The sequence below is a fragment of the Vicinamibacterales bacterium genome (assembly GCA_041659285.1).
Classification (GTDB): domain Bacteria; phylum Acidobacteriota; class Vicinamibacteria; order Vicinamibacterales; family UBA2999; genus 12-FULL-67-14b.
This window is the reverse complement of record JBAZYO010000015.1, coordinates 21,809-45,086: the sequence shown is the minus strand read 5'-3', so window position 1 is coordinate 45,086 and position 23,278 is coordinate 21,809. Positions and strand designations below refer to the sequence as shown.

Sequence of the window (23,278 nt, the reverse complement as noted above, 5' to 3'; positions counted from 1 at the left end):
AGTTGGATCATCGAGTTCCCGGAGTTGGACGCGCGAGCACCGGCTTCAGTTCCGCCCACAACAGGTCCGCGACCATCTGCGCGCCGCGCGCGTTGGGGTGAATGCCGTCCGCCTGGTTGAGGGCCGCGTCACCGGCCACGCCCTGCAGCAGGAACGGCACGAACCGCACCCGGTAAGTCTGGGCGAGATCGGTATAGACGCTGCGAAATTGCCGCGTGTAGTCGGCGCCGAAATTGGGCGGCGCTTCCATGCCGGCCAGGATCACGGTGACACCCCGCGCCGCGGCCCGGTCCAGCACCCCGGCCAGGTTCCGCTTCAGCTCCGCCGGCGCCAGCCCGCGCAGCCCGTCGTTGGCGCCCAGCGCGACGACCAGCACCTTGACGTCGCCATCGAGCGACCACTCGACACGCCGCAGGCCGCCCGCCGAGGTGTCGCCCGACACGCCGGCGTTGACGACTTCGTAGTTGAGGCCGTCGCTCGCCAGCCGCTTCTCGATCAGCGCCGGGAAACTCTGATCGGCGTCGAGGCCAAGGCCCGCCGTGAGGCTGTCGCCCAGGAACACGATGCGCGGGCGGGCCCCTTGCGCGACCGGCGCGGGCGCCGCGGCCGGCGGCGGCGAGCCCGCCGCCGGCGCGAACGGGGCCGGCGCCTCGCGGTGGCACGCCGACACCACGAGGCATATCACGGCGATCAGGACAAAGGACCTACGCATCAGGAAATCGAAATGACGAGGGCGGTGGCGTTGTCGGAAGTGCCACGCGTCAGCGCGGCATCGACGAGGCGCGAGGCCTGATCGGGAGCGGACGAGGCGCCCTGCAGGACCTCGGCGATCGACGCGCTGTCGAGGCGGCCGTGCACGCCGTCCGAGCACAGCACGAACGTGTCACCGGACACCAGCTGCTCTTCCCGCTCGCCGGGTTTCACATCGTCGCGCGTGCCGACCACGCTCGTCAGCACGTGCCGCAGCGGATGCGCCGGGTCCGCGGCATCGGCCTCCTGCGCCCCCAGCACGGAGGCGAGCCAGGTGTCGTCTTTCGTCAACTGCTCGAGGCTGCCATCACGCAGCCGGTAGATCCGGCTGTCGCCGACGCTGGCCATGGCCACCCGATCGCCGCTCACCAACGCCGCCACCACCGTGGTTCCCATGCCGCTCAACTCGGCGTGGCGCGTGCCCTCGGAATAGACCTTGCGGTTGGCAAGGCGCACGGCGGTCGTGAGGCGGTTCACGTCGATTGACTTCGCGACCTCGAGGCCGAACGGCCACGTGATGTCGCTGCCGTTGGCGCTGTCGGCAATGAACTTGTGGATGGCCTCCACCGCCATGTTCGACGCCACTTCACCGGCGTTGTGGCCGCCCATGCCATCGGCCACCACGAACAGGCCGAGCTCCGGCCACCATCCGAGGCGATCCTGGTTCATTTTGCGCGGACCCGTGTCGGTCCGGCTGCCGACGGTCAACTCCATATTACTGAGAGGATTATATGCGGCTGGATACTTGGTATACTCGGCGCCGTGGCTAATGCCGCGCTGCAACCGGTAATCGCTCGCGCCACCTCCGCTCTCGACCGCGGCCAGGCCGCGGTCACGATTGAGTTGCTGGCGCCGCTGCTGCGCGCGCCCTCGTCGCTCACGCGGGATGACGAGTTGGCCGTCAGGGTCATGCTGGCTGAATCGTACCTCTTGCAGGGGGACCTTGCACAGGCCGGAACCGTGCTTGGCCGCTCCCCCGATACGATTCGCGAGCACCTGCCTCAGGTCCTCCACTCGAATCTCTGGCGGCTCCATGGCCGCGTCGCCTTCGCCCGTGGCGAACAGTCCCGGGCCATTGCCCTCCACAACCGCGCGCTCAAGCAGGCCGAGATCGCGCACGATTCGCGCGCCATCGGCCTCGCCCACTTCTACCTGGGCCAGTGCTACCGGCAAGTGGGCGACATGGCGATTGTGCGAGAGCACATCGCCGAAGCCGCCGCCGCCCTGCACGCGGCGGGAGACAAGCGGCACCTGGCGATGGTGCACTCACTGTCGGCGGTGATGCTCGCGCAGACCGGCCGCTACGACGAAGCCAATGCCGCCCTGCGGCAGGCGGAACGCATGGCGTCGCTGCTGCAGGCCGACGATGTGCTGGCCACGGTGTATGGGAACCAGGCGAGCGTCGCGCTGATTCGGCACCGTTACGAGCAGGCGCTGGCGCTGGCGGAACGGGCGGTGAACCTGCACGAAGGCCTCGGCCAGGGCCCCGGCCTGTCGGTGGCCCTCGCCACGCTCGGCCAGATTTGCGTGCGCGTCGGCAACCTGGATCGGGCCGACACCGTCCTGCACCGCGCGCTCGATGTCCGCAGCGCGATGCAGTTCCACGAAACCACCGGCGCCGTCTACGACACGCTCGCGCAGATGTCCCTGATGCGCGGCGACTACGAGTACGCCGCGGAGTACTTGCGCCAGGCCGCGGAAGCGTACGGCGCCTACGGCCGTAACACGAGCCGTTGGTACGAGTGGTCGCTGCGGGTGATCACCGCGCGCCTGGCCACGCGGCGCGGCCAGCCGGATGAGGCGCTGGCCATCGCCGATGAAATCGTCAAGTCCACCAACGCCCCGCCCGCGGAAGCGATTGAAGCGGAGCTGATCGCCGCCGAGGCCTTGCTCTCCGCGGCGCGCGTCGATGAGGCGGATCGCCGGCTGACGCAGGTGGAGTCGCGCCTGGATCCGCGGACCACGCCGGGCGCGTGGGGCGAGTTCCTGCGGCTGCGCGGCGACCTGCGCGCGCGGCAGACGCGCACGACCGAGGCGTATCACGACATCGCCCAGAGCTCGAGCGTGTTCGAGCTGGTGGGCGAACGCTACCAGGCCGCGGTCAGCCAGATGGCGCTCGCCCGCCTCGCCTCGAAGGCCGGCGCCCGCTCCACCGCCGATCGCCATTACCAGTACGCCGCGCAGGTGTTCCAGTCGCTGGGCGCGACGCGCGACCTCGAACAAGTGCAGGCCGCCATGGCCGCGGCGCAACCTCCGGGCACCGGCGAGTACGTCGGCTCGCCGGCCGACGCCGACGATGCCCTGGTGCGGCGCCTGGTCGATGCGGCGGTGTTACCCGACCTGCTCGCGCGCGAGCTGGCAGCAACGCTGCTCGAAGCGGTCACCGCCGACGTCACGGTGGTGTTCGCGGAGTTGCCCGGCGGCGACGTGCGCCTGATCGCGCAGGCCGGCGCCGACGCCGAGGCCTCGCGCGCCATTGCCAAGCTCGCCCTGCAGGGCGCCACTTACGGCGGCGGCAGCCTGATCGTCGAAGCCATCGGTCGCGAGCCCGATGGCCCTCGCCACGTGGTGATTGCCACGCCGCGCACGCTCGGGCATCCGTTGCTGCGCCGGGTCCGCATGATGGCCGCCGTGGCGCGGCAAGGCTTCGACTTGTGCGGCGTCCGCGATCGGCCGACCGCGGCGGTCGACTCCACCACCGAGCGGCCGCTCGAGCCGCTGCTGCCGGGCTTCCTCTGCGCCAGCGCCGCCATGCATCGCGTGGTCGATCAGATCCAGCGGCTGCAGGGCAACGACCTGACCGTGCTGATCACCGGCGAGAGCGGCACCGGCAAGGAACTGGTGGCGCGGGCCATCCACGTCGGCTCGTCCCGCAACGCCGCCACCTTCCTGCCCTACAACTGCACGACCACGACCCGGGAGCTGGCCGACAGCCAGTTGTTCGGGCATCGGCGCGGATCGTTCACCGGCGCGGTGTCGGATCAACCCGGCCTCATTCGCACCGCCACCGGCGGGACCCTCTTCCTGGACGAAGTCGGCGACTTGCCGCTCGACGTGCAGCCCAAGCTGCTCCGCTTCCTGGAACAGGGCGAGATCATGCCCGTCGGCGAGAACCGCCCGCAGCCGGTGGATGTGCGCGTGCTGGCCGCCACCAACGCCGACCTCGAACAGCGCGTCGCCGAAGGCAAGTTCCGTGAAGACCTCTACTACCGCCTGAGTGTGATCCGCATCCACGTGCCGCCCCTGCGGCAGCGCCGGGAAGAGATTCCGCACCTGACGACGTTCTTCCTGCGCGAGGCGTCGGACCGGCTGGGCAAACCCGACATGCGGTTGAGTCCCGAGGTGCTGGACCTCTTCGCGCAGTACTGGTGGCCGGGCAACGTCCGGCAACTGCGCAACGAGATCCAGCGCGCCGTGGCCATGGCCCCTCCCGCGAGCACGATCGGCCCCGAACACCTGTCGGCGGACCTCACGGCGGCGGCCACGACCCCGCAGTCGGGCTCGGCGAGCGGCTCGCGCGTCTCGCTCCGCGGCGGCCAGACCCTGGCGTCGGTGGTGGACGAGATCGAACGCGATCTGATTCGCGAGATGATGTCCAGGCATCGCGGCAACATCTCCGAGACGGCCCGCGCCCTCGGCCTCACCCGTCGTGGCCTGTACCTCAAGCTGCGCCGGTTGGGCATCGAGGGCGGTCCCGATGTGGCTACTAAGTAGCCAGTCGCACGCATAGGTGGATACCTACTAACCACCACCTCACTGCCCAACTCGCGCCATTTGGCACTCTAGAGTCTGTTACTGGCCGCCATCAGCCGCCTAGCATCCACAGTCTGACCACCTGCACAGATTCGGCGTGGATCTTGGAGTGATTCCGTGCATTGCAAGCCCTTGTTTTTCGCGTGTGATCAATTTCCCTGGAGTTTCCCGTGGCTGATAAACGAAACATGGCGGGAAGGACCGTCCAACGGTCGGCGGAACGCCGGACCATCGCACTGCCGGCCCGGCTGATCTGGAAGGACGCCTCGGGCGCGGTCCGCTTCGCGTCGGTGGTGACGCGAGACGTCAGCGAGGCGGGGGTGTTCGTGGAATGCGATGCGGGCGCGGCCATTCCGCTCTTCCGCCTGGTCCACCTGCAGATCGAGCGCTCGACGCGCGGCGTGGAGACCCTGCCCTCGAGACTACGGGAGGGCCGCGTGCTCTCCGCCGTCTGGCGAGTGGCGCCGTGCCGGCGCTCCACCGGAACACCGTCCGGCTACGCCCTTCGCTTTCTGGTTGAACCGCAGGCCGTTATCGCGGCCCAGGCCGAGCCGCTCGAGGCCATCGCCGTCTGACTACGGCTGCTTGCTCCAGTACCGCGCCAGGCCCTGCCACAACTGATCGAATGGCGCGGCCAGTTCCATCGCCCGGGCTTCATGCTCGGGCATGGCCTTCCTGACCTCTCGACGCATCTGCTCGACAAACACGCGCGTCCGCTCCTCGTCGGTGTTCCCCGCCGTCAGTGAGTGACGCACCGCTTCGGCCTGGGCCGTGAGGGTCTCCCGGAAGCGCGCCAGGTGCGCCTTCGCCGGGGTCACGGCGCCGAAGTGCGTGAGGAACAGCGAGACCGGCTGCCAGGCCTCGATCACGGACAGGCTCTCTCGCCAGGCCGCGAGATCGATGTCCGGCGGCGGTGTTGGCGCAATCAGGTAATCACCGATCACGCGGATGCCACCGGTGTCGCCGACGTAGGCGACGCCGCTGGTCTCATCGAGGTAGCTCACGTGATGCTTCGCGTGCCCCGGCGTATAGGCCACCTGCAGGGTGGTGCCGGCGACGGCCAGGCGCTCCCCGCCTTGCAGCACCGTGACGCTGGCGACGGGCACCGGCAGAAACGCCCCCCACAGCGCGTCCATCTGGTCACCGTAGAGGCGCGTGGCGCTGGCCAGCAGCTTCGCCGGATCCACCATGTGCGGCGCGCCACGCTCGTGCACATGCACGCGAATGGCCGGCACGCGCTCGACGATGGTGCCGGCGGCGCCGGCGTGGTCGAGGTGAATGTGGGTCAGCAGCAGCGCGCGGACATCGCGCAGCGTGAGCCCGCGCTCGCGCAGGCCGGCCTCGAGCGCCGGCAGGCACGACGTCGGACCGGGATCGACCAGCGTGACGCCGTCCGGGCCGGTGAGCACGGCGGCGGCAATCACCCGATCGCTGCCGCGGAAATTGAGGTCGATGAACTCGGTCACGCGTGAAATGACAGGGACTTGGTGACGTCCGCGTAGCGGCCGTCGGGGGTGGCCGGCAGGAACACCTTGCAGTCGTCGAGATCGCCGCCGTAGACGTGCAGCGTGATCGACGCCGCCGAGGGCCGGGCGTTGGCCAGCACGTGATGGTCGGTGGGCGGAATCAGGCAGCCCGCGGAGCCGGTGCCCGCCAGCAATGCCCCAATCGGCGTGACGCGGTAGAAACCGTCGGCTTCCGGCGCGACGCGGTACTGCGTCACCGCAATCTCGCCGTCAACGACGCCTTCGACGCACCACAGGCCGCCATGGTCGTGCACGGCGGTGCCCTGCCCCGGTCCCCACGTCATGACAATGGCGGTGTAGCGCCCGGCCGGGTCGCGATGCAACAGGCGCCGGGCGTAGCCGTCGGGCCGGGCCGCGATGAAACGCGCCGGCAGCGTCAGCGCGCGGGCGCTCAGCATCTGCTCGAGGTCCACCTTCACCGCGGCGGTGATGGCGACCGCGTCGCCGGCCTCGACCGATCGATCGAGCCGCGCCACCAGTTCCTCGAGCCCCAGGCAGTCGGTCGTCACGCCTGTCATTCTACTTCTTCAGGTTGGCCGCAAACAGCTTCAGGATGCGCTTGTACTCATCGGCCCAACTGGTGGCTTCGACGAAGCCGTGGTCATAGAGATTTGTAGGCGGCGTAGAGCAACTGGTCGCGGACCTTCCCGTCCTTGATGGCGCTCTGGCGGAGGTAGCCTTCACGGGTGTAGCCGGCCTTTTCCAGCACGCGGACCGAGGCCCGGTTGTCGGCAAACGGCAGCGCGTAAATGCGGGTCAGTTCGAACCGCTGGAAGGCTTCGGCGGTGACGGCCCGCAGCGCCTCGGTCACAATCCCCTGGCCCCAGGCGGCTTCTCCCAGCCAATAGCCAATCTCGGCCGACACGCGCTCGACGTCCGAATGCAGTTCCACGCCAATGCCGCCGGTGGCCTCACCGTTGACCTCGATGGCCCAGACGGTTGGCGACGACTGTTCGACGATCCAGTCCAGGAACTTGCGGGCGTGGGCGAGCTCGTACGGGAACGGAAACCGATCCCTCAGGTGGACGGACACGTTCCGGTTATTGGCGTGCCGGACCAGGGCATCGAGGTCGGCACTGGTCCAGTGGCGGACCGTGCACCGAGGCAGTTCGAGCCGCATGCTAGCGCCGCGTGACGAGCTCGGGGGGGCCGGCCAGGCCCAGGTTGGCGCGAAGCACCCGGTTGCCGCCGCTGGCCTGGGCTTCGCGCAGGGCGTGGCGCGCCGCCTTGATCAGGTCGAGTTCTTCCCACGCCGACTCCCGCTGGGGCACGGCCGTGGCGGTGGCCACCGAGGCGGTCACCGCCTCCCCCGGCGCTTCTTTGGCCGCCGGCAACTGCAACGCGCAGATGGCGGCGCGGACCTCTTCAGAGATCTTGAACGCGCCAGGGCCGTCGGTGGACGCGAGCACCAGTGCGAACTCGTCGCGGTGGTAGCGGGCCACCAAGTCGCCGGGCCGGCCGACAAGCTCCGCCAGGCAGCGGCCGATCTGCTTGAGGATTTCGTCGCCCGCCTTGCGGCCGAACTGGCGGTTGTAGGAGCGGAAGTGATCAACGTCCACGAAGATCAGCGACAGCGGCAAGCCATCACGCCGCGCGCGCCGCCATTCCCGCTCCAGGAACTCGAGAAACTGCTCGTGGTTCGCCACCGCCGTGAGCGCGTCGTCGGTGCTCAGGCGCTGCAGTTGAAGGCGTGCGGATTCCAGCTCGGTGGTCCGAAGCTCGAGCGCTTTCTCGATCTCGGCCGCCTTCACCGCAAGGCGCCGGCGGCTGAAGTACGCCCAGACGCCGAATGTCGACAGCGCACCGATCAGCGCCGCCGCGAGCCCCCATTCAATTTGCACTCGTCCCTCCGCCCGTGTACGCCGTCTACGGGGTCTTCGCATTCTACCTCGACCACGGTCTTACGCCGGGGAGGAAGACCGAAGCCCGGAATCGGAGGGAATCCGGACCTAGCGCGAGTTCGCGCGGAAAGTGTCGCAGCCGTCGATGCTGCCGCTCGCCAGCCCCTGGCGCAGCCACCGCGCGCGCTGCTCGGAGGTGCCGTGCGTGAAGCTGTCAGGGGCCACGCGTCCACCCGTGAGGCGGTCGTCGCCAATGGCGGCGGCCGCCGCCAGTCCTTCTTCAATGTCGCCCGGATCCAGCGTGTCCCGGCGCGCCGCGTGGTGGCCCCACACGCCGGCGAAGCAGTCGGCCTGCAGTTCCATCTGCACCGACAGGGCGTTGGCGTTGGTCCGGCTGCCCTGCCGCTGGGCCTGCGACACCTGGCGGTTGATGCCCAGCAGGTTCTGCACGTGATGACCGATCTCGTGGGCGACCACGTAGGCCTGCGCGAAGTCGCCGGGCGCGCCGAAGCGCCGATCGAGCTCGCGGAAGAACGATAGATCCAGGTAGACCTTCTGGTCGGCCGGGCAATAAAACGGACCGGTCGAGGCGGAGGCCGACCCGCACGCCGACTGCACGGCGTCTTCGAACAGGACGAGGACCGGCGCCTGGTAGCGCTGGCCGCCGGCCTGGAAGACGCGTGCCCACGTGTCTTCGGTATCGGCCAGCACCACGGCCACGAACTCCGCCGCCGGATCTCCGCTCGGCGCGCCAGTGGGCACCGACTGCGCTTGTTCGGGGTTGGCCTGTTCCACGACCTGGAGCAAGGTCAGCGGGTTGGTGCCGGTCAGCCACGACACGATGAGCACGATGAGGATCATGCCGATGCCGCCGCCACCGACTGCGCCGGCGCCCAGTCCCCTGCGGTCCTCAATGTTGGTACTGCGACGACCACCTTGCCACTTCATACGCTGATGCCATGCGAAATGCGGGCCACATTCGCCACGGATGCCGCAGAATCAACTCAGAGCCGCAGATGACACAGATGACGCAGAATTGAACGGATGGACGACACCCACCTGGTGACCTGCCCGTACTGCGGCGAGGAAGTCGAGATCTACGTCGAGCTGGACGTGCGCGGCAGTTACGTCCAAGACTGCGAAGTGTGCTGCAACCCGTGGACGGTCCGGGTGTCGCGCGAAGACGGTGAGACCTACGTGGAGATTGGCCGCGCCGACGGGTCGGAGTAGTCCGCCGACAATCTACCGGCGGAACACGGCGATGTTGTAGCCCTCGCGCAGGGTCTGCAGGAACCAGCGGACCACGAACGCGGGGATCCCGATGCTCTTCCGATCGACGGCGTACAACGGTATGGACGCCAGGTCCACCAGCGTGTAACCGGCGTCGAGGAACAATCGTTCGGGCTCCTCCACCAGATCGGTGAACGTCGCACCCATCCCCATGATCTTTTCGTGGATCGGGCGGCTGTAGCTCTCGAAGAACTTCCTTCGCATCAGGTCGCAATGCAGGGTGTGATGCGGAAACCGTGACTGCAGCGTCTGCAACAGGGCGGACTTCTGCTCGCGGGTGAGGTACATCAGCACGCCCTCGATCACCACGTGCACGTTCGACGGCTGTCCGACAATTGCCAGCTTGCCGGCGAGCGACTCGCGAACGAAATTCACCGGCACCCGCACCAGCGGGTTCGGCGCCGTCGCGGCGGGCAGCCGGCTTTCCTTGTAGGTTAGGATCTCGGGCTCGTCGAACTCGAACCAGCGGCCGCCCTGGAGCCGGAACGCGCGCGTGTCGAAGCCGGCGCCGATGATGACAACCGTCGCATCCGGATCGGCGGCGAGCTCGCGGCGGAGGTGCGCGTCGATCATCGCGTGCCGGGCCGCGTTGCTGGCGTTGGGAGGCGTGAAGTCCTTGAACTCTTCCCAGACGCGCTGCGCGTCGTCGTTCATGAAGCGCTGCGCGAAGGTGTCGCCGCACATGGGGTTGGCGCCGGCGGCGTCAGCCGCGCGCACGCCCAGCGTGTAATACGCGGTCCGCGAGATCGGGTTGGCCATGCGGACCGAATCTTACACGCGGATGGCATGGGTCGGGATGGCTTGCCAACTGAAGCTCACGTCGATGGGGACGCCCTCCGTCGCGGCTTCGCCGCTATGGAGGGCAACCTTCGCTCTGCATCGGAGCGAAGGTTGGTGCCGGGGGTGGGGATCGAACCCACACGACGCTTGCGCGTCTCAGGATTTTAAGTCCTGTTAGTTTTGTATTTTTGCTAGAGTTTTATGCAATCAACATGAAACTGTGAAAGTAGATGTGTAAGTTCGGTGAGTCGCAGCCCGCCTCCGATACCGGTGATCTGGCTCGCCTTCCGAAGGACTCGCCTGGAAACGACCTCTGAGAGTCACTTGAGGCTGCGCCGGTCGAACCTGATTCGGCTGATTTTGACAACCACCTCGTTCTGCCGCGCCGGGAAGCCATCGGCAAGTACGTAGAAACACATGCGCCTTGTCTCGGCCAAGGTGCCCCCTCCCGTGACCTCGTCGCTTGTCTTGAGATTCCATTCGAGTGTTGTCCGGGCCGTCCCAACAGGGCCGTGGTCGGTCAGGAGGATTGTTCCCTCCTGGAACTTCGACTTCTCGAGCTTGACGTCCATCGTTACCCGGGCCGATGACTCTACCTGCGCCGTCGCGTGCGTGAAGTTCTGCAGGTTGACCGGCTTGCTGTTCTGTACGCACACGCCGGCCCACCCGCCTTCGACCTGACCCGCTCTTGTCTTTTTGACCGTGATCGCCAGCTCGTCCCCGGTGTGCGTGTGGGTCGCCGTCAGGTCACCCTTGTCGTCCCAGAGGCGGCTGATCACAGCCGTCGGAAACGGCGGAATGAGGGACGCCTCTTGAGCCCTGCCGTCCAGCGACACCAGCGCCACCGCCAGGTATGCGAGCGCAAATCGCCGGTTGTTCAGTCGGTTCATGATCATGCTCCTTGCAACGCTGATCAACGGGGTCGGGAGATGGGCGAGGGTTCGCACGCATCGTCAGCCATCCGGTTCAACAACAAATCGAAGTTCGTCCGCCGCTCCGGGGGATAGTTGGTCTCGTCCAGGACTTTCTGTATGAGGGCGGCGTACGGCCTGACGGCGGCGGCAAGGACACAGCGGTCGATCGCCATGTCGCTGACGTACAACATCGCCACGTATTCGTACCAGTTCATGACCCTCGCGATATCGAGGCTGCTGCCTTCGTAATTGATCTGATTGGCCGCGTAGCGCTCCTCCAGCCTCACGAGAGCCTCGCTCACTTCTCCGCCTTTCAGCCTCGCGACCGACTCGATGGTCAGCTGCTGGAATTCGCGGTGCTTGGCGTGCTGGAACTGCCACACAGCAAGCACCGCGACAGAGACGGCCGCCAGTTTGGCCACGGTGTCCACGGCATCGCGGATGTCGCGCCAGCGGGTCGCTGTGGGCGCCCCCGCTGGTTCGACGGGCTGCTCGCCCAACGTCGAGGGCGAATCGGGTGCGGGCGTTCGAGGGACGCTCATGGGTCTCTACGCCGGGACAGAGTCGGCCGCGAAAGATTCAACAACCTCCCAGCCGATCCGCTGATTGATCAGATCGGTCGTGAACTTGTCGAACGGGCCGGGCTTCAGGTTCTGGCCGAATTCCTGATTGAAGGCCACCAGGTCGCCATAGTAGTCCTGGAAACCCTTCCAGCAATCGGACTCGTTCAACTCGGCGGCGTCCCGAAACACGACCTCGGCGTTGGTCAGGCGCGCATGCTCGCGGCGGTACCTGAAGAAGGCCAGTGCCTTTTCGATTCGCTCCGCGCCGAGCAGGATGCCGCCGTGCGCGATCAGCGCCAGAAGCGCTGTCGCCACGCCCTGCGCGGTGAGCAGCTGCTGGATTGCCAACTGGCGCGCCGCCAGGACCGCCGCGAGCGCGGAGGCGCTCGCGAAAATCGGCATCAGCAACACGAAGGTGCACGCCGCGAAGGCCCAGCGGCGGTACATCGGACGGGTCCGCGGGTCACGCAGCAGGGCGCGTCGCGCCCGCCAGAAGCCGATGCCGATCCCAACATCGACGACCAGCACGAGCGCCGGAACCAGCATGCGCATGAAGTTGCGCGCCGCCTCGGAGGCGGGGAACGCAAGCTTGCTGAAATAGTCAGCCGACGCCGCGAAGATGGACAGGTCGATGAAGTACACGGCACCACCGACCACGACAACAAGCGCGGCCTCAACCCAATCGAGCGCGCTGGGGTTGGCAAGCTCCTGATTGGCGCCCTCGTACCGGTGCCGTTCGTTCCTCTTGGCCGTCTCCATCTGTCGGTTGCCGCGGGCGCCGTCGCCGGCCTCCTGAGTCTTTTCGGCCTTGCGCTTGAGCGTCAGCTGCTGCTGACGCCGTGATTCGGGATCGATGCGGTCAGAACGATTGGGCTCTGTTGGCATTGGTGTTCTCCAAGTCGATGATCTTCCTGAACGCACCGACGGGGCTCTCCACGACGGTGAACATGAGTTTGTCGAGGGAGCCGACGGCCTGCGACCCGTTTGAAATGAACAGCGTGGCGCCGCTGGTCAACGGGATCGGCTTGCCGCTCGTGTTGATTCCGTCGCTGCTGAGCACCAGGTAGCGGCTCGAAGTGGTCGAACTGCTGTCGGGTTCCGCGAGGAACGCGTCAACACGCGCGAGCGCCAGCCAGAGCGGAGTCTTTCCGTGATCGGCCTTCTGAGAGAGAAGCGGCGTCACCTTTCCCATGAAGTCATCGAACTCAAGCCGGGCGCGCTTGACGCGTTCGTCGTTCTTCCGGTTCCATTCGGCCAGGCGCTCCTCGTACGCGGCGGCGTCAATGGCCGCGTTGATGGGCGTGTCGTCCGCCTTGGCCGGACGCGGTGACGGCTCGGGCGCGGCGACGGCCCAGCGGTGAAGTGGGTCGCCCGACGGAATACCCACAACGCCGATGCCGATTTCACCGCCGCACCGGACGATCAGTTCAGCCGGCGCCCGAAAGTCGTCGGGCCTCATCTGATAGACGCCGTTCGGCGTCGCGCTCGCGCTCTTGTCTTGCAGAGCTCCGAGCCGGACCGTGTTCGCGCATGCGGCGATCACGGTATTGGGTGACGGCGCGCGAAACGCGTTGGACGATTCACACGCTGTGAGAGACAGCGCCAGGACCAGAGCCGAAACGAGAAGTCTACCCATCGTTCCTCCCTTTCAAAACAGTGCCGGGCTGTGCAAATCGTGCCCGCCCCGTGAGCTCGATTGCATAACGCGGACATCATCTGTACTTCGGGGGACAATGTCAACAAGTCCTTTTGATTCAACAACTTAACAAAGATTGTTGGCGACTGACTGCCCTGAGGCGGGTGGCGGTATACGGGCGGTCAATTAACGATCGACAAATGGTGTTTACCTCTATCATTCGCTGGTCATCGGATTACCGACATTGGTTGCTGGTCTATGGACAAGAACCGAAAGCCCCGTCGTCAGCTCGTCGCTCACATGACGAAGCTTCTCAAGACGCTTGGGCAGAACGCCCAGGGGATGGAAGAAGACTACGGCGTCAACCGCAGGCATATCGAGAAGTTCCGGCAAGACCGCTGGGGAAGCACCAGCCGGGAAGAACTTCAGATCCTGATGAGCTTGGGGGACCAGTATGGCGTCGACTTCCTCACGCTCGAAACGGCTGAGGTGTGGCGGAGCTTCGCCGGCACGACTGCTGCCAGTTTCCTGTCCCGCGACGCGCACGGCATACGCCAGGAGGATACCGATGCGATGGGGTTCCTCTTGAAGGAGGGCATTCATCTGGATGCACCCGATAGCGGCGACATCATCGCGAAAATGAAGACACGAAACTGCGTCATTATCGGCTCTCCCAAGTACAACGATGCCTGCCGCGCGGGGCTTGAGGCGCTGGCGGACAGTTCAAAGCAGCCAAAGGGCGGACTTGGGACTCCGTTCAAGTTCGTCTGGAACGATTGGCAAGCCAGCGACAGGAAGACCCCGTTTTGCGCGTCGGCGGGGGCGAATGGCGCGATCGGAATCGAAGTCCTTATCGAAGACGGCGGCGGCGAGCGGCCGTCGAAACGAAAAGGGAAACAGATCAATCTGTCGCTCGGCGAGTCGAAGGCCGTTTTCCTGAAGGCGGACTTGCCTTTCGGGACGACTGATTACGGATGGGACTACGGCGTCTTCGTCATGTGCCGGAAGCCTTTCGACACGGATGCCGATGTGACGACGGTGATGCTCTGCGGCCTTTCAGGATTCGCGACCAAGGAAATTGCACGGGAACTTAGTCTGGGCCTGCTGTTCCTGCACCCGAAGCACGTCCATGACGGCCGGCCGGTCTGGCGGATTCTCCGTTGCCCGTGGAAAAGGGAGGGACGGTCGGTGACGGCGCATTCGCGCGGACGCCAGTGGATCGACCCCGCGGATGTCAAGGCGGTGAAGGCCGCTGCCGCGGAGTCGCGCCAGCCGCCGCCGGGCCGCACGGGAGAGCCGGACGACGAAGGTGAGTATCTGCGTTGACCCTGCGCCGGTTTATCCTCCCTTAAGGCATCAGAGAGGCGACGCGGTTCACCCTGGAGCACATCGGCGTCGGGGGTTGCCACCGTGGCGCGGTTCGCCCTGTGGCAAGGCGCAAGATTTGCTGTTGGCGGGGTACCGGATGTTCAAAGAAGCGTCCTGAAAATAGCGCCACACGGGGTCACATCAGGGTGACGCACCGACGCGATTTCGCAGGGCACGCCGGACGCTAAAGCAGGAATCGATAGACCAGGATCAGGAAGACGGCGAAGCCGATGGCGCCGCCGGCGCGGACCCACACCGTTGGGCGGTATCCGCCTTCGACGTTGATCGCTCCTGGCAAGAAGGCGCCTGCCGCAGCGCCGGCAATGCCAAGAACGATAATGAAGACCCTCTCCTGAAAGTCTGAAGGGTCCGGAATCGCAATCGCGATTCCTAACAATAAGAGAAGTCCGATGGCGCCGCTCACACTTAGCCCGACCCGATCTCGGCGTGCCACTGTCTTGTCCGAGTGCAAATCGCTCATCAGCCCCTCCTCCCACGTAACCAGCATCTCGACGGCGCTGCGAATCTCCACGGGCAAGAGCTTCAGCTGTTCCTGCAGTTCCTGCAAGCGCTCGGACGGAGTTCTCTTCTTGCCGACGCGCACCATGATTTCTTGTGCCGCGTCTCGTGTTCGTTGCGCGAGGCCGTCGTCAGGACTCACGCGGGCGTCTTGATGATCGGCCGGATGAGGGAGGGATCGACGTCGACATCCTCATCGACGGTCCAATCATGAATCGTCTTGGGTATCGCCCCGATCGACTTGAAGTCACCGATGCCGCCATGCGAGCGGGGCGACTCGACCCGATAGACTTTCGTGATGACGCCGCTTCGCTCCAACTCGTCGAGCGCAAGGGCCAGCTGTTCGGGCGAGGACGGCTTCACCAGCAGGTACAGCTGCTGAAGCGTGTATTCGCGCGCTTCGCCCTTCTTGAGCAGGCCAGCGAGACGATCGCGAACGGAAGACCTGGCCAACTTTATCCAACTCACCTATTGTGAGCCCTCAACTCTGACAGCACGTACTCGTATTCTTTCATGGAACACTGGCTGGTCAGCGCAAACTCGTTATCCTTGCCCGACAGCAGCACGTGGACCCATTTGGGGTCACCGTTCGGCTTCTGGCCGACCTTAAACCAGACGTTCGAGGCATCACAATAGCCTTCGTGTGCGACGAACTGGTCGAGGCTCGACGTCATGCCCTTGTCGGAGAAGAGGTCGCCGTCCTCGCCTGCGCCCGCAGCGGCGACGATGGTGTTGCCGCGACTGTTTTTCAGCGTCGAGTTGGTGTAACGCACGCTGCTCGCGAGCGATCGCCGCTTCTCAAAGAGGTTGTTCCTCGCCGTCGTAATCGGCGCGGGCTTGATTTCGCCGACCGGGAGCAAATGGTTCAACTGAAGCAGCAGTTGCCCGGCCTCGTGAAAGTAGTTCGGCCGCTGGTGGGTCTGAATGCGCACTTCGACGAGTCCGTCAACGTGCAGTTTGACGAGATTAATCGCTCGCCTCTTTTGAATGTCGTACTCGACTCTCATGCGCGTGCCTTCGCGCTTCTCATCGAGACGTTCGAGGTGCTCGCGGGTCGCAACCTGCTTCACAACCAGCGCTTTGGGCTGCGCGTTCGGCGTCAATTCGACGCGTGCTTCTATCCATGTCGGCTGGTCTGCGCCGTCAAGAACGCGCGGCGCGTCTAGAATGTCACCGAAACCTGAATGCTTTATCCCCTGTCGGACCTTGGCGTCATTGACCGACGCTACGGCCCGGCTCTTCGGCGCGCGGTAGAGCATCACGTGCTGGCTGCCATGCTCTTCGGCTTGGGCGAGGAGGTTGCCGAGGTGGTCCGCCGTGATGGTGCCCTTCTCGACCGCCGGGTAGAGGCGCTCACCAACGAACGTTTCCCAATTCGGAGCTGAGAACACGACTTGCCGCTGCCTGAAGAGATCCTTGACCTGGTCGAACGTCGCCATCACCTCCAGTTGCTTAACGATGGCCGGTAGGTCGTTACTGCTGAACGGCATAGTCTCCTTTAGCCTCTTTCCTGCCGCCACCGAAGCCCGGCAGGCATTCTGAAGGGGCGTTCAAAAAAGGTCAACAACCAAGCATGGAACCAATCGGTGGACGCCGGGCTCCTTGGGCCAGATCAGCCCATGTCCGCGTGAGTAGGCTGTGTCAGTCGCCCGCCGTCGTTGCGTCAGCCTCCAGACTGGTGTCGTCATCCATCACGGTGCGATCGGGATGGCCTCTGTGGCTGGAACCTCGCCTCGCAGCATCCTGCCGGTCTCGCCCGCCAGTCTGAGGTACCAATCGCTGGGTAACGCCTGGCCATCAGCGTCCAGCGTTACAAAACCGCATCCAACTGGTGTCTGCGTCTGGGATTCGGCGACCTTGAACATCGCGGTGCCTTCGTCACACTCGTCGAACATCGCGCAGAGGACCGCGGTTGAGCCGGCCTGGACGGCCTCATAAACCTGCCTCCAGTAGAACCTGCCGCCGTGGCGGGGAACTTCGTTCAGCGGCGGCGGCTGGGGCCTGCCATTTCTGGTCTCCACGTTGCGCCACGAGAACCCCGGGAACACGGTCGCCACATATCCGGCGCCGCGCGCGCGGCAATCGCCAATGTCACCGACGAAGACATCGCGGTACCAGGCAACGGCGTCAGCCTCGTTCGTGAACTGATTCACCATCCACGGGCAGATGACGTCGAAGAGCCGAAACACCTCGGCCCAACGGGGATCTTGCGTCCCGAGCTGTCGCCACGTCGTTGGGACGCCTCCCATGATCGTGGCGCGGTAACGCGCGTTGCCGTTCTGCTGAAAGAACCGGAGAATCCGGGTCGCCTGTTCCGGCCCCCCGGGCCTGTTCTCCGCCGCGAGGCCCCACAGCATCAGCAGCGGCTGCCCGTGGTGCCTGAGGTAGCTCGGGCTGTCCGTGATCCGGACCTCGTCGACCAGCCTGACCCAGTCGCGCTGGATGTCCTGAATCAGCGTGGCCTCATTGTGCCCAGTGATGTCGTACGCGATGAAGATGACCCGCCCGTGTTCCTCGGCGGCCTGGCGCACGTGTTCAAGCTGGCGCAGCGTCTTCTGGACATCGACGGGGTTGTTCACGCCCACCGTGAAACGGCCGATCGACACGCCGTCGATTCCGTATTGCTTCATCCAACCGAAGTGCCTGCGAATGGTCTTCGCGTTGTAACTCGAAAACACGCGGGCCGGGGAGCCATCGGGGAACCTGAACTGAGTGTCGAAGAGTTCATCCGCGTCGTAGTCGCGCGTGTCGGGCCACAAATCAACGCGGACGCTTTCCGGGCCTGGCGGCGTGCGCTCGGACCAATGCTGCCAGTCATTCACGACGGAACCATCACCGCGGCATCCGAACCAGCCCTGATACCCCATCAGGAGCTTCTGATCGATGGTGCTCGCATCGACGACGTGGTCGCCAGTGACGGCGATGTCGGCCGCGACGATCGGACCGAACCAACTTACCCCTTCGCGGATCATCTGCCAGTTGGTGTGATAGGACCCGGGAGCCGCCGGCGCCTGAAGCGCGAACTGAAACTCGAAAGTCTCTCCCGGTCGAACGACTGCACCGTCCGGCAGGTCCACGCGCGTGTCGCGCTTGTAGAACGGATCGAAGTCATCGACCGCGCCCAGGCGGCATCCGGCCGCGCGCGTCCACACGTCCGTGCCGGTGTTCCTGAAAGAGATCCTGGCCTCGCCCGCTGCGGCGGTTCCGAGTTCCTGTGGAAACAGCGAGCTGACCAATTCGGCGTTGTCCATTGCGTGCCCGTTTCTTACTGCTTGATCAACGACGTGAGTTTCTCACTCAGCTTGAAGAAGCTGAAACCGATCGCGACGTAACGCCGATCCTGGCGCACATTAAGATTCCAGCCGAACGACAGCTGTAGGGTGTTGTCGAAGAGCGTCACGATCGGACCCGCCGCGATCTCAATCTTGCTCGACTCGGTTCCCTTTGCGAATTTCCCGGTTGCAGGGTCGAAGGCCGGGTCGCTCCAGTCAGTGAACGACACACCGTATCCCAGACCCGGAGCGACAGCCCGCCAGAACGCATTGGTGCGCGAGGTGTAGACCCACCCAAAGCTCACGCCGGGCGCGGGCCGGAAATTGACGTCCTTGACGCCATCCTTCTCGTCCTGCTCCGACACCTTCAACCGCCGCAACAGGAGAAACGAATCTGCGACGCGGCTGTTCCAGCCGAACTCGCCCACCTCCGTGATGTAGTCCATGTCCAACTGATTCCGGATATTGGTGATCTTCAGATAGAGGCGGTCGCCGGGCTGCACGCCAAGGGCGGCCAGGCTGATGAAGGTGCCAGGGGCAGTCTGATCAAGCCCGTAGCCGCTGTCACCCCTGGTGATCTCAATGGTCTTGTCGTGCGTCACCATCGAGTACGTGGGCTTGTCCTTAACTGTCGCCTCTTCGACCGACGTGTAGTTGTCGAGGGGTAGAGGCGTCATCGTGGCCGCCCCTTTCTTCTGGAGCCGTGCCTGCACGCGCAGGGTGACCAGACACCGGGCGGCCTGAATGCGCTGGCACTCCGCCCTTGCCTTGTCGTTATCAACAGCAATCCGGATGGTGCTGCGCCGATCGATGAGGGGTTGCAGCGGTGCATCCGCGCCGCTGCTCTGTGGTGAGGACGCTTCCAGTCCACTCACGAAGGCGGCTGGCGCCAGCGTGCTCGGCACCGGGTCCTGTGCGACGGCCGCTTCGACGGCCGCGAAGGTGGCGAGGGCAACACTCGCGATGACAACAATGGCCGCCCGTCGGTGGGCTGTCATGAGCACATCTCGCTAACCATTGTGTGGATGGCGGCACATTTCACGCTCGGATTTCTCAGGCGGTCAACGACTTCACCGTCCCTCACACCCACGACTTCAATGGTGGCCTTCGTGGACCAGTACTTGAAACCGGGCGCCGTGGTGTCCCCGACCTCTACAACGCGGCTGCGCACCGTGCAGCCGCCCACTGTATTCGCGGACTGAACGCACGCGCGATACTTGTCGACCGTTTCTTCGAGGTCGTGGTCGTCATCCCAGAAGATGTAAACGGTGCCGGTGACGCCGCTTGGAGTGGGTGGCATGAATCGTTCCTCTAAAACGCCGAGTTGATGAGCCGCGCCAGACGCAGCCCCGCTTTCAGGAGTTGCTCGTCGACGACGTCCGCCGTCTGGTCGTAGTACTTCTGCCCCAGTAATCCGCTGCCCAGCCCTTTGTAAGCATGGGTGCGGGCGAGGGTGTGAGCGGCTTCGGCCCAGGCGACGACGGTGCCGGCCTGCTGGGCGCTGACCGGAGGCGCAGTTTCGTCTTCCAGCAGCAGCTCCGTGAACTCCTCCGCCGTCAGGCCGGCCCGGTCGATGATGCCCGCGTCCCAGAGGAGGTGCAGGTTCATCTTCTTGCCGAACCATTTCACCTTCACGTTGTTGCCGCCGCGGTCGTGATTCCGCTCGGCGCAGTGCAGGGGCTGGTGGATGTCTCCGACCAGGTGAGCAAGGAACTTGAGGGCTTCGCGCCGCTCCGCCGTGCTCGCGCCCTGATTGCCGAGAACGCCAAGGAACCGATCGATCCGCACGATGATGCAATCCGAGTGGTCATTCCCCGGGCAATCCGCCGCGCGCGAATAGGAGTTCTTCGAGTACTCGATGTCCACGAAGTGCCAGGGCTTGGTCTCCGGGCGTTCCTGCTTGATCCAGTCCGGCCAGACCGCGGCGTCGTCCAGGGTCCGCACGCGGCCATCCGGGTCGGCAGACAGCAAGGCGGCGACTCCCTTTTTGGCGGCCGGGCTCAGATGCTCCAACGCGATGAGAGCGACAATCCGGTGGCCCTTCTCGCCCCAGGCGAAGGCTGACGATGGGGTCAGGCACCAGCACAGGAGGGCGACGGCGATGAGTCGAGGTCTCGGCATTCGGGGGCCCCGTATCTCTTGTCGTTATTGTTCGGTCCAGGGAACGACGGTTGTCGGCCCCAGCACGACGAAGGCCATCGGGAAATGCACCTCGGTCCACTGCGTGCTGGTGGACCACTTGCCGCCGGGACTGATCTCCCGCAGCATCGCAAAGTAGTCGTAGGTGAAAAAGCCGTGGAGCATGCGAGGGTCGGACGAGCTGGCCTTCTTTCCGGCGAGCCTTCGCTCCAGCCATTCGTCGGCGGCAGTGCCCTCGACCGAGTAGAGCTTGAGCGTGCGGCGCGTTCCGCCGTCCGCGGTCACGCGGGCGATGGCCGTGTGCCCGCCGCCGGTCTTCCGGACCCATTCCTTGGGGACGCTCGCGGCTTCGATGATGGCAAGATTGCCGCACCGGGGGCTCTTCTGCTCGAAGAACTCATACCAGCCTTCGCCGCCCTCGTTATGGAAGCGGACCCACAGCCGCAACGTCTCCAGGCACTGGTCCGCGGAAGCCGGCTGAATGTGCTTCAGCCCCTGGAAACCTACGAAGAACTTCTTGAACTCCAGCGGCGCCAGCGCCGGGTTGCAGCTGATCGCCGTCGCCGGATGAATCTCGAAGATGTGATTGGGATTCGACGGGCCGGCGCTGCCCGAAGCATGCTCGGTGTAGAACCGCGGAAAGCCCGTGACCTCGCAGTCCTTGTTCAGGACTTTCGTGTCGAACAGGTTGCGCCACGCCGCTTTCGTGGACCCGGTCGCGGGCGCCGTCTGGCCCGGCATGAACCGGCACAGGTTTGGCGGTTCAACGACCAGGAACTCCGGGTCGCCTACCGGAAAATCGAGCAGCTCTCCGGCCAGGTGAATCTCGCAATCCTCCGAGGCGCTCTTGACGTCGGAGCGGTGAGACATGCGGATTTTGAAGGTGGGAAGGAATGTCCCCTGCCGGACAATTTCTTCCAGCAATTGGCGCGAAATCGCGAAGTCGTGGGGAGAATCGGGCGCCGGTCCGTCCTGAGCGGAAGCCACGGACCCGCACAGAAGGCAGCCAGCGAGAACGGCGATCCCAAGTCGGCTCATAACGCTCCCTTTTGTCCGAGGATTGGGACAAATCCGATGGGCGTGGGGACCGTACAGGCCAAGGCCTCTACGGGGCGCGCCCGTTCTTTGATATAGACGGACATGGCCGGAATTATTCTCATCAGGAGGTTAATTCCAGGGGCAGGAGTCCTGGTGTGCTGCCGGGCCAGAGATCCACATGTCATTCAGGAATATCGCCAGCTGTACCGCCTCCCAGGCAATGAACTTGACTGCGGCGACAAGCCCGGCGAACAGGATGCTGAAGGTTGCGGCTTGCTCGGTGAATCTCTGGAGTTTCTGCATGAGTGCTCCGGTGGCTTCGCCAGTTCTCCGTTCGTTAGTCCGCACAAACACTGAACCAAGTCTCGTGTTCGATGACCTCGTCTGCTCACCAGCGCGGAATGGGTCGCGCGCGTTTCGGCCGAACCCGTTGTGCCGAACGGAGGTGGGCTCGTCTACCACCTCTGGGTTGCCGCCGATTTCGAACCCGCACTTCTGACCCTTCAGGCCTCTCTTGTTGCCCCCCGATTGCCGCGAGAGTCGAGAATGTCGCTAACACGGAAGATGTCGCCGTTTATAGAGGTCCTTGGGATCAATGGGGGCGCTGGACCCCAGGGCAGCAGCTGGGGGAATTGATGCTGCATGGCTGAAGAACGGCGGGACGCCGTGTCGGGCGCCCCGCCGTTGCTTGCTCAGGCCGCGTTTGCCGCCGCTTCGGCCTCGGCGCAGGCCGCGAGGACCAGGTCGCGGATGCGGTCCTGCGCGGTAGTTTCGGTCACCGGCCGCAGCAGCGCGAAGCTGCGCCGCTCGCCGTTCACGCTGTAGGTGCGGGCCGGGAACGTCACGTTCCGCCCTTCGCCCGTGCGGCGCTCCCACACCGCAAAGCCCAGCAGGCGCAACCCCGCCAGCGGCCCGTCGGTGAACAGAAGCTCCGCGTCGGCGAGCTTCCCCGTGGGGCTGCCCTTGTCGTTCATCATGATCTTGACGCTCAGCGCCGTTGCGGTCGTGTCTTTCTTCGCCATTGTTTTTCTCTCCACGGAACCGCGATGTGTGGTTCCTTCATGGCCAAAGGAACCCGCATCGACGGGCCGGCAGGAGAAGGCCCGAGATCGTGAGCAGCCGGCGAAGCGGCGGACCCATGGCGCGGGCGTGACAGCAGCAACTCCGCTGGCGCGGCGGCGCCGTCCGGCGCTGGTCGCCCGCAGGGCGAAGACGGCTATATACGATCGAAGGCTGGCGAAGAGAACGACCTGTTGCATCGGCGCTCAGGATGATGAAAACAGATCAGGGCCATGGGAGGCGGCGCATGAGCGGGGGCACCAAGGGGGCGCGCGCGGACTGCGTTGTGGAGCGTCGCAGCCCGAAGGAACTGACGGAGGCCGCGTTTGCAGCGGAGCGTGGCGATCGTGCGTGCGGGAGGGCGTCCAGGAAGACGGAGAAACGCGCGGGCTGAAGGATGCGGCAGTGCCCGCGGTTAGTCCTGCGGCGCCTGCTCTCCGGCGAGCCATCGCTCGGCCTCGTCGAACGCGCGAAACACGCTGATGGTCTGCCGCGGCTGCTGGCTGAGCGCTGCATACATCCGCGCCGTGCCGTAGACGGCGTCGGAGCTGGTCACGATGGCGATCGCGCCGCGCGGGCCATGCTTTTGCGCCAGAGCCTCGACACGCGTCGCCAGCTGGCGCACGTCGTCCGCGCTCGGCATCGTCGTCAGGTCGCGTGCGTCGTACAACATGCTGTACGACCAGGCGCCCTCAGCCAGTTGGCGGTCGATGACGGCCAGGACATCCCGGAGCGTCAACGCGCCGCTTGCGGTGACCCGTATCCGGCGTGTCTCATCGTGTCGCTCGTATTCAATCGGCATGGCGGAGGCTCATCGCGCCGCGGTTCAC

General features: G+C 65.2%; 26 protein-coding genes. 4 read left to right on the top strand and 22 right to left on the bottom strand.

Annotated elements, in window-relative coordinates; translation table 11 throughout:
* Window positions 1-7: 7 nt before the first annotated feature.
* Both WC815_20225 and WC815_20220 read right to left on the bottom strand, forming a co-directional pair.
* The gene (locus tag WC815_20225) at window positions 8-712 is read right to left on the bottom strand and encodes an arylesterase (GenBank protein MFA5911108.1); all 705 of its coding nucleotides are present in this window, start codon (window positions 710-712) and stop codon (window positions 8-10) included.
* A complete protein-coding gene (locus WC815_20220) occupies window positions 712-1,464 on the bottom strand; it encodes a protein phosphatase 2C domain-containing protein (protein ID MFA5911107.1) in 753 nt (250 codons plus the stop codon). Before WC815_20220 ends, WC815_20225 begins: the two co-directional genes overlap by 1 nt.
* A gap of 48 nt (window positions 1,465-1,512) precedes the next feature.
* On the opposite strand from WC815_20220, the gene WC815_20215 reads away from it, so the two are divergent.
* Together WC815_20215 and WC815_20210 are read left to right on the top strand one after the other, a co-directional pair.
* Entirely contained in the window at window positions 1,513-4,464 is a 2,952-nt protein-coding gene (locus tag WC815_20215; protein MFA5911106.1) for a sigma 54-interacting transcriptional regulator, read from the top strand.
* 227 nt (window positions 4,465-4,691) lie between these two features.
* A complete protein-coding gene (locus tag WC815_20210) occupies window positions 4,692-5,078 on the top strand; it encodes a hypothetical protein (protein MFA5911105.1) in 387 nt (128 codons plus the stop codon).
* Here WC815_20210 and WC815_20205 read toward each other — a convergent pair whose 3' ends face one another.
* From WC815_20205 to WC815_20185, 5 genes are all read right to left on the bottom strand, one after another.
* On the bottom strand, window positions 5,079-5,969 hold the full coding sequence (locus WC815_20205) for an MBL fold metallo-hydrolase (GenBank protein ID MFA5911104.1): 891 nt from the start codon (window positions 5,967-5,969) through the stop codon (window positions 5,079-5,081). It lies immediately after the preceding gene.
* Window positions 5,966-6,538 carry a cysteine dioxygenase family protein gene (locus WC815_20200; protein ID MFA5911103.1) on the bottom strand — a complete coding sequence of 191 codons (573 nt, stop codon included), beginning with the start codon at window positions 6,536-6,538 and terminating at the stop codon, window positions 5,966-5,968. The genes WC815_20205 and WC815_20200 overlap by 4 nt, the downstream gene beginning before the upstream one ends.
* A gap of 92 nt (window positions 6,539-6,630) precedes the next feature.
* Window positions 6,631-7,149 (bottom strand): GNAT family protein, encoded by a 519-nt coding sequence (locus tag WC815_20195; protein MFA5911102.1) that lies wholly within the window; start codon window positions 7,147-7,149, stop codon window positions 6,631-6,633.
* 1 nt (window position 7,150) lies between these two features.
* A complete protein-coding gene (locus WC815_20190; GenBank protein ID MFA5911101.1) occupies window positions 7,151-7,870 on the bottom strand; it encodes a diguanylate cyclase in 720 nt (239 codons plus the stop codon).
* A 108-nt stretch (window positions 7,871-7,978) separates the two neighbouring features.
* Entirely contained in the window at window positions 7,979-8,818 is an 840-nt protein-coding gene (locus tag WC815_20185) for a neutral zinc metallopeptidase (GenBank protein MFA5911100.1), read from the bottom strand.
* A 96-nt stretch (window positions 8,819-8,914) separates the two neighbouring features.
* Between WC815_20185 and WC815_20180 the strand changes: the two genes are divergently transcribed.
* On the top strand, window positions 8,915-9,100 hold the full coding sequence (locus WC815_20180) for a CPXCG motif-containing cysteine-rich protein (GenBank protein ID MFA5911099.1): 186 nt from the start codon (window positions 8,915-8,917) through the stop codon (window positions 9,098-9,100).
* 12 nt (window positions 9,101-9,112) lie between these two features.
* Here the strand turns inward: WC815_20180 and WC815_20175 are convergent, their stop codons facing one another.
* The 5 genes from WC815_20175 to WC815_20155 form a co-directional block, all read right to left on the bottom strand.
* A complete protein-coding gene (locus WC815_20175; GenBank protein ID MFA5911098.1) occupies window positions 9,113-9,919 on the bottom strand; it encodes a class I SAM-dependent methyltransferase in 807 nt (268 codons plus the stop codon).
* A 341-nt stretch (window positions 9,920-10,260) separates the two neighbouring features.
* Window positions 10,261-10,830: a hypothetical protein gene (locus WC815_20170; GenBank protein ID MFA5911097.1), complete on the bottom strand. Its 570-nt coding sequence runs from the start codon at window positions 10,828-10,830 to the stop codon at window positions 10,261-10,263.
* Between the two features lie 23 nt (window positions 10,831-10,853).
* Complete coding sequence (locus WC815_20165) at window positions 10,854-11,285, bottom strand: hypothetical protein (protein MFA5911096.1); 432 nt, start codon at window positions 11,283-11,285, stop codon at window positions 10,854-10,856.
* A gap of 117 nt (window positions 11,286-11,402) precedes the next feature.
* The gene (locus tag WC815_20160) at window positions 11,403-12,302 is read right to left on the bottom strand and encodes a hypothetical protein (protein MFA5911095.1); all 900 of its coding nucleotides are present in this window, start codon (window positions 12,300-12,302) and stop codon (window positions 11,403-11,405) included.
* A complete protein-coding gene (locus tag WC815_20155; GenBank protein ID MFA5911094.1) occupies window positions 12,277-12,960 on the bottom strand; it encodes a hypothetical protein in 684 nt (227 codons plus the stop codon). The genes WC815_20160 and WC815_20155 overlap by 26 nt, the downstream gene beginning before the upstream one ends.
* Window positions 12,961-13,353: 393 nt before the next feature.
* On the opposite strand from WC815_20155, the gene WC815_20150 reads away from it, so the two are divergent.
* Entirely contained in the window at window positions 13,354-14,379 is a 1,026-nt protein-coding gene (locus tag WC815_20150; protein MFA5911093.1) for a hypothetical protein, read from the top strand.
* 226 nt (window positions 14,380-14,605) lie between these two features.
* On the opposite strand, the gene WC815_20145 is transcribed toward WC815_20150, so the two are convergent.
* The 10 genes from WC815_20145 to WC815_20100 form a co-directional block, all read right to left on the bottom strand.
* Entirely contained in the window at window positions 14,606-15,082 is a 477-nt protein-coding gene (locus tag WC815_20145) for a hypothetical protein (GenBank protein ID MFA5911092.1), read from the bottom strand.
* Window positions 15,079-15,393, bottom strand: coding sequence for a hypothetical protein (locus WC815_20140; protein MFA5911091.1), 315 nt, complete (start codon window positions 15,391-15,393; stop codon window positions 15,079-15,081). Before WC815_20140 ends, WC815_20145 begins: the two co-directional genes overlap by 4 nt.
* Before the next feature lie 11 nt (window positions 15,394-15,404).
* Window positions 15,405-16,430 (bottom strand): hypothetical protein, encoded by a 1,026-nt coding sequence (locus WC815_20135; protein MFA5911090.1) that lies wholly within the window; start codon window positions 16,428-16,430, stop codon window positions 15,405-15,407.
* 201 nt (window positions 16,431-16,631) lie between these two features.
* Entirely contained in the window at window positions 16,632-18,191 is a 1,560-nt protein-coding gene (locus WC815_20130; protein MFA5911089.1) for an NBR1-Ig-like domain-containing protein, read from the bottom strand.
* 14 nt (window positions 18,192-18,205) lie between these two features.
* Window positions 18,206-19,210, bottom strand: a complete 1,005-nt coding sequence (locus WC815_20125; GenBank protein MFA5911088.1) for a hypothetical protein — start codon at window positions 19,208-19,210, stop codon at window positions 18,206-18,208.
* Window positions 19,207-19,512, bottom strand: a complete 306-nt coding sequence (locus WC815_20120; GenBank protein MFA5911087.1) for a hypothetical protein — start codon at window positions 19,510-19,512, stop codon at window positions 19,207-19,209. The genes WC815_20125 and WC815_20120 overlap by 4 nt, the downstream gene beginning before the upstream one ends.
* 11 nt (window positions 19,513-19,523) lie before the next feature.
* On the bottom strand, window positions 19,524-20,333 hold the full coding sequence (locus tag WC815_20115; GenBank protein MFA5911086.1) for a S1/P1 nuclease: 810 nt from the start codon (window positions 20,331-20,333) through the stop codon (window positions 19,524-19,526).
* A 24-nt stretch (window positions 20,334-20,357) separates the two neighbouring features.
* On the bottom strand, window positions 20,358-21,221 hold the full coding sequence (locus WC815_20110; GenBank protein MFA5911085.1) for a hypothetical protein: 864 nt from the start codon (window positions 21,219-21,221) through the stop codon (window positions 20,358-20,360).
* An 860-nt stretch (window positions 21,222-22,081) separates the two neighbouring features.
* Complete coding sequence (locus tag WC815_20105; protein MFA5911084.1) at window positions 22,082-22,411, bottom strand: hypothetical protein; 330 nt, start codon at window positions 22,409-22,411, stop codon at window positions 22,082-22,084.
* Between the two features lie 452 nt (window positions 22,412-22,863).
* Window positions 22,864-23,250, bottom strand: a complete 387-nt coding sequence (locus WC815_20100) for a hypothetical protein (GenBank protein ID MFA5911083.1) — start codon at window positions 23,248-23,250, stop codon at window positions 22,864-22,866.
* Window positions 23,251-23,278 lie beyond the last annotated feature (28 nt).